Origin of the sequence: Pseudonocardia sp. SID8383, from assembly GCF_009864975.1 — a bacterium.
Taxonomy (GTDB): Bacteria; Actinomycetota; Actinomycetes; order Mycobacteriales; family Pseudonocardiaceae; genus Pseudonocardia; species Pseudonocardia alni.
Map to the genome: position 1 here is coordinate 1 of NZ_WWFY01001082.1, position 5,154 is coordinate 5,154.

Here is a 5,154-nt window from a genome sequence, read left to right on the forward strand (position 1 = left end):
GCGCGCTCCCCGACCGGCCGGCGACGGCCTGCTGGAGCTGTGAGCCCGTGGTGGCCACGGCGACGGCCGCCCGCGAGCTGGGCGCCTGGACACCGCGCGACCCCGGCCAGCGGGCCCTGCAGCACGCGCTGCTGGCCTTCCTCGACGCGCGCCCCGACGACGCCTGCGACCGGTCCTGCGTGCCCGGGCACCTCACTGCGTCGGCGCTGCTGCTCGACGCGGGCGGGGACCACACGCTGCTGACCCTGCACCCGCGGGTGGGCCGCTGGATCCAGCTGGGCGGGCACTGCGAGCCGGGCGACGACTCGCTGCGCGCCGCGGCGCTGCGCGAGGCCACCGAGGAGTCCGGGATCGACGGCCTGGAGATCGACGAGCACCCGCTGCACGTCGACGTCCACCCCGTCACCTGCTCGCTCGGGGTCCCGACCCGCCACCTGGACGTGCGTTACCTGGTGCGCGCCCCCGCGGGCGCGACGCCGCGGATCAGCGACGAGTCGCTGGACCTGCGGTGGTGGCCGGTGGACGCGCTGCCCGCCGACGACGACACCGTCGCGACGATGGTCGCCGCCGCCCGCTGAGCCGGGCTCAGAGGTTGCGCCAGAAGAACATCGCGGAGTATCCGAGCCGGAACAGCTCCTGGTTCCCGCCGGCGGCGCCGAACAGCAGCTGGGTGGCGGCGAAGAACAGCGCGCTCACCCCGGGCACGAACAGCAGCAGGGCGAGCAGCACGAACGGTGCCCAGGGCCGGACCCGCTCGCCGAGGCGCCGCGCCGGCGCGGACAGGTACGGCTCCAGCGCCCCCCAGCCGTCGAGGCCGGGCACGGGCAGCATGTTCAGCACGAACGCGATGATCTGGAAGTACGCGAGCGCGGACAGCCCGGCCGCCACCGGCAGCGGCATCCCCGGGAACGCGGCCACCGTGATGATCAACACGACGCCGAGGGCCAGGTTCGCCGCGGGGCCCGCCAGCGAGACCGCGCTGCGCCGGGCCCGCGACCGCAGCGCCCACTGGTTGATCCACACCGCTCCGCCGGGCAGCGGCAGCCCGCCGATCAGCAGGATGATCAGCGGCAGCACCAGGGACAGGCCGGGGTCGGCGTAGCGCCGCACGTCGAGGGTCAGGTAGCCCTTCGCCGCGACCGAGGTGTCCCCGCCGCGATAGGCGGTGACGGCGTGCCCGTACTCGTGCAGGCACAGCGACACCACCCAGCCGCCGAGTACCAGGACGAAGATCCCGGAGGTCGCCAGGACCCCCGATCGGGTGGGGACGGCGGCGGCGGCGAGGACACCACCGAGAAGGGTGACGCCGAGGATCAGCAGGAACCAGGGGCTGATGCGGCGTGTCAGGGACGGCACGTACCCATACTCCATGTCGGAGGAAACGCCCGCGCGCGACCCTTCACTCAATCGGCAGAGCCGGCTTGCACAGAGCGAGTGTCAGCGCTGTACTTACAGCGGTGTCATTCGCCAGTGCGTTGCGGGGAGGTGGGCGAGTGGACGACGTCGAGGGGTTCATGCGGATGCTGCGGCCGGTGGGGGCCGAGCCGATGGGCACGGTCGAACGGCCCGATCACGAGATGGCCGACTACGACCAGGTCGCCCAGATCCTGGACCTGAAGGGCCTGCTGGACGACGGTTCCTCCGAGGAGGTGCCGGACTGGCAGGAGCGTGCGCTCTGCGCGCAGACCGACCCGGAGGCGTTCTTCCCCGAGAAGGGCGGCTCCACCCGTGAGGCCAAGCGCATCTGCTCCGGCTGCGAGGTCCGGGCCGAGTGCCTGGAGTACGCGCTGGCCCAGGACGAGCGTTTCGGCATCTGGGGCGGGCTGAGCGAGCGGGAGCGCCGTCGCCTCCGCCGCGCCGCCGTCTGAGACTCCGCGGGGGAACAGGAACACGAGGGCCGGTCGCCGTCACGGTGACCGGCCCGTCGTCGTCCCCGGGCCGTGTCGTGCCGCGGGGGCCTCAGCCACCGTCGACGGCGTCGGGCTCGATGTTGAGGTACTCCGCGACCTGCTCGACGAGCACCTCGTGCACGAGGTCGGCGAGGTCCTCGCCGTTGCGGGCCCTGGCCTCGAGCGGGCGGCGGTAGAGCACGATCCGCGCCCGGGTCGGCATCCCGGCGGAGTCGACCCCGGCCGGCACGAGGTGGGCCAGCGGGACGCCGACGTCGGCCAGCACCCCGGTGCCCCACACGATCTCGTCGGGCGAGGTGCGGTCGACCGACGGCACGTCGTCGACGGCGAGGTCGAGGTCGACCAGCTCCGGGCCCCAGCGCGCCTCGATCGGTTCGAGCGCCTCCAGCACCTTCGCGTCGAAGCGTTCGGCGCGGGTGCGGAAGGCCGGCGTCGACACCGGGTACATCAGGCCGCGCAGGCCGCGTCCTCGCCGGTCCCGCCGGCGCGGGCTGCGCGGCGACCGGCGGTCGTTCTGGGGACGAGCGGTGGGCACCAGGGCATTCTAGGACCCCCGCGCCCCACCCGGGGGTGACCCGCGACCGCGGCGGGCGGACCGTCCGCCGAGCGGGGTGCGCGTCGCAGTACGGCGGCGGGCCCGTGACGGGCTATCGTCGGCGATGTGTTGAGTGTGCGGAGATGTTCACGGACGGGCTGCACCGAGCTCGCCGTCGCCACGCTCACCTACGTCTACGCCGACTCGACCGCCGTCGTCGGCCCGCTGGCCACGCAGGCCGAGCCGCACTCCTACGACCTCTGCACCGGGCACGCGCACAACCTCACCGCCCCCCGCGGGTGGGAGGTCGTCCGGTTCGAGGGCGAGTTCGCCCAGCCCCAGCACAGCGGCGAGGACCTCACCGCGCTCGCCGACGCCGTCCGCGAGGCGGGCCGGGTGGACCGGCCGGTCGAGGTGGTCGCACGGCCCGGTGGCACGGGGCGGCGCGGCCACCTGCGGGTGCTCCCGAAGCTCGAGGACGGCTGAGCAGCCCCACGGGGTGAGGAGACCTGCGCGGACGGGTGACACGGCTGCGCTAGGGTCGTGCGTCGTGCCCGACCTCTCGGCGATCGTGAAGGCCTACGACATCCGCGGTGTCGTCGGCGACCAACTGGACGAGCCCACCGCGCGCGCACTGGGTGCGGCGACGGCGCGGCTCGTGGCGGGCGACGACCCGGCGCCGTCGGCGGTGGTCGTCGGGCGGGACATGCGGGACAGCTCGCCCGCGCTCGCGGCGGCGTTCGCCGACGGGGTGACCGGGCAGGGGCTCGACGTCGTCGACATCGGGCTCGCGAGCACCGACATGCTCTACTACGCCTCCGGCACGCTGGACCTGCCCGGCGCGATGTTCACCGCGAGCCACAACCCGGCCGCCTACAACGGCATCAAGCTGTGCCGCGCCGGTGCCGTCCCGGTCGGCCAGGACTCCGGCCTCGCGACGATCCGCGACGAGGCGGGCCGCTTCCTCGACTCCGGGGTCCCCGAGGTCCGGTCGACGGGTGCCGTGCGCACCGAGGACATGCTCACCGGCTACGCGCGCTACCTGCGCGGCCTGGTCGACCTGACCTCGCTGGACGCCTCCCCGGAGCTGACCGTCGTCGTCGACGCCGGGAACGGGATGGGCGGGCACACCGTCCCGACCGTGTTCGACGGCCTGAACGTGCGCGTCGTGCCGCTGTACTTCGAGCTCGACGGGAACTTCCCGAACCACGAGGCGAACCCACTGGACCCGGCGAACCTGGTCGACCTGCAGAAGCGGGTCGTCGCCGAGGGCGCGGACCTCGGCCTGGCCTTCGACGGCGACGCCGACCGCTGCTTCGCCGTCGACGAGCGGGGCGAGGCGGTGAGCCCCAGCGCCATCACCGGGCTGGTCGCGGCCCGTGAGCTCGCCCGGGCGCACGCGGCGGGGGAGTCCGACGTCGCCGTCATCCACAACCTGATCACCTCGCGGGCGGTCCCCGAGCTGGTCGCCGAGCACGGCGGTCGTGCGGTCCGCACCCGGGTGGGCCACTCGTTCATCAAGCAGACGATGGCCGAGACCGGCGCGGTGTTCGGCGGCGAGCACTCCGCGCACTACTACTTCCGCGACTTCTGGAAGGCCGACTCCGGCATGCTCGCGGCGCTGCACCTGCTGGCCGCGCTCGGCGAGCACCGGGCGGCCGCCGCCGGCGCGACGGTGTCCGGGCTGATGGCGGGCTACGACCGCTACGCCGCCTCCGGGGAGATCAACTCGACGGTCGACGACCAGGCCGCGCGGGTCGCCGAGATCGAGGGCGTCTTCGGCCCGCGCGACGGCGTCGAGCTCGACCGGCTCGACGGCCTGACCGTCTCGCTGCCGGACGGATCGTGGTTCAACCTGCGGGCCTCGAACACCGAGCCGCTGCTGCGGCTCAACGTCGAGGCGGCCGACGACGCGGCCGTCCGTGCCCTGGTGGACGAGGTGCTGGCGGTCGTGCGCGCCTGATCGCGCGGCCCCGCACACCTGCGGTGATGGCGTCCGTACCCGGTCGGCTGCCGCGGAGTGTCGGTACCGGGTGGCAGCATCGAGAGCGCGACATGACGACGAGGAGAACCGTGGCCCTACAGCTCGACCCCCAGCTGCTGGAGATCCTGGCCTGCCCGTGCGACGCGCACGCGGTACTGACCCCGGGTGAGGACCGGCTGACCTGCACGACGTGCGGTCGCGCGTTCCCGGTGACCGACGGGATCCCGGTGCTGCTCCTCGACGAGGCGCTGCCCGGGACCGGGCCGGCGGGGGACGGACGGGACGACGGGTGAACGGGGTGCTCGACGACACGCTGCTGGCCGATCCCGAGGGGCTGGCGGCGCGGGACACCACGGGCGTCCTGCGGGCCGCCGCGACCGCGGGCGCCCAGGTCCGTTCCGCGCTGTACACCGCGGGCCAGGCCGGGCTGGACCGGCTGCGCGGGCACCGTCCGCGCGCGCTGGTGCTGCTGCACCGGCCCGGTGTCTCCGGGGTGGTGGCCGACCTCGTCACGGCCCTGCTCACCGACCGCTGTCCGGTGCCGGTCGTGGCCGCCGAGCGGATGCCGGGCTGGATCGGGCCGCTGGACGTCGTCGTCGCGCACTCCGCGGACCCCACCGACCCGGAGCTGGCCGAGTCGGTCGCCGTCGCGGTGCACCGCGGCGCCGAGGTCGTGCTGTCCGCGCCGGACTCCGGGCCGGTCGCCCAGGCCGGCGCCGGGCGCG

7 protein-coding genes and 1 pseudogene are annotated in these 5,154 nt (G+C 74.5%); 6 read left to right on the forward strand and 2 right to left on the reverse strand.

Annotated features, from left to right (window positions below):
• Nucleotides 1-47 precede the first annotated feature (47 nt).
• Nucleotides 48-578, forward strand: coding sequence for an NUDIX hydrolase (locus GTW08_RS26250; RefSeq protein WP_073576348.1), 531 nt, complete (start codon nt 48-50; stop codon nt 576-578).
• Between the two features lie 7 nt (nt 579-585).
• Here GTW08_RS26250 and GTW08_RS26255 read toward each other — a convergent pair whose 3' ends face one another.
• On the reverse strand, nt 586-1,356 hold the full coding sequence (locus GTW08_RS26255) for a site-2 protease family protein (RefSeq protein WP_083658763.1): 771 nt from the start codon (nt 1,354-1,356) through the stop codon (nt 586-588).
• 191 nt (nt 1,357-1,547) lie between these two features.
• Between GTW08_RS26255 and GTW08_RS26260 the strand changes: the two genes are divergently transcribed.
• Nucleotides 1,548-1,868, forward strand: coding sequence for a WhiB family transcriptional regulator (locus GTW08_RS26260; protein WP_073576833.1), 321 nt, complete (start codon nt 1,548-1,550; stop codon nt 1,866-1,868).
• Nucleotides 1,869-1,959: 91 nt separating this feature from the next.
• Here the strand turns inward: GTW08_RS26260 and GTW08_RS26265 are convergent, their stop codons facing one another.
• Nucleotides 1,960-2,358, reverse strand: a complete 399-nt coding sequence (locus GTW08_RS26265) for a metallopeptidase family protein (protein ID WP_020627718.1) — start codon at nt 2,356-2,358, stop codon at nt 1,960-1,962.
• A 222-nt stretch (nt 2,359-2,580) separates the two neighbouring features.
• Between GTW08_RS26265 and GTW08_RS26270 the strand changes: the two genes are divergently transcribed.
• The 4 genes and pseudogenes from GTW08_RS26270 to GTW08_RS26285 all read left to right on the forward strand — a co-directional run.
• A complete protein-coding gene (locus GTW08_RS26270; protein ID WP_217266917.1) occupies nt 2,581-2,931 on the forward strand; it encodes a DUF3499 domain-containing protein in 351 nt (116 codons plus the stop codon).
• Nucleotides 2,932-2,995: 64 nt separating this feature from the next.
• On the forward strand, nt 2,996-4,408 hold the full coding sequence (locus tag GTW08_RS26275) for a phosphomannomutase/phosphoglucomutase (RefSeq protein ID WP_073576345.1): 1,413 nt from the start codon (nt 2,996-2,998) through the stop codon (nt 4,406-4,408).
• A 110-nt stretch (nt 4,409-4,518) separates the two neighbouring features.
• Nucleotides 4,519-4,722, forward strand: a complete 204-nt coding sequence (locus tag GTW08_RS26280; RefSeq protein ID WP_073576344.1) for a Trm112 family protein — start codon at nt 4,519-4,521, stop codon at nt 4,720-4,722.
• Nucleotides 4,719-5,154 (forward strand): annotated as a pseudogene (locus GTW08_RS26285) (hypothetical protein); the annotation flags it as partial. The gene GTW08_RS26280 and the pseudogene GTW08_RS26285, both read left to right, overlap by 4 nt.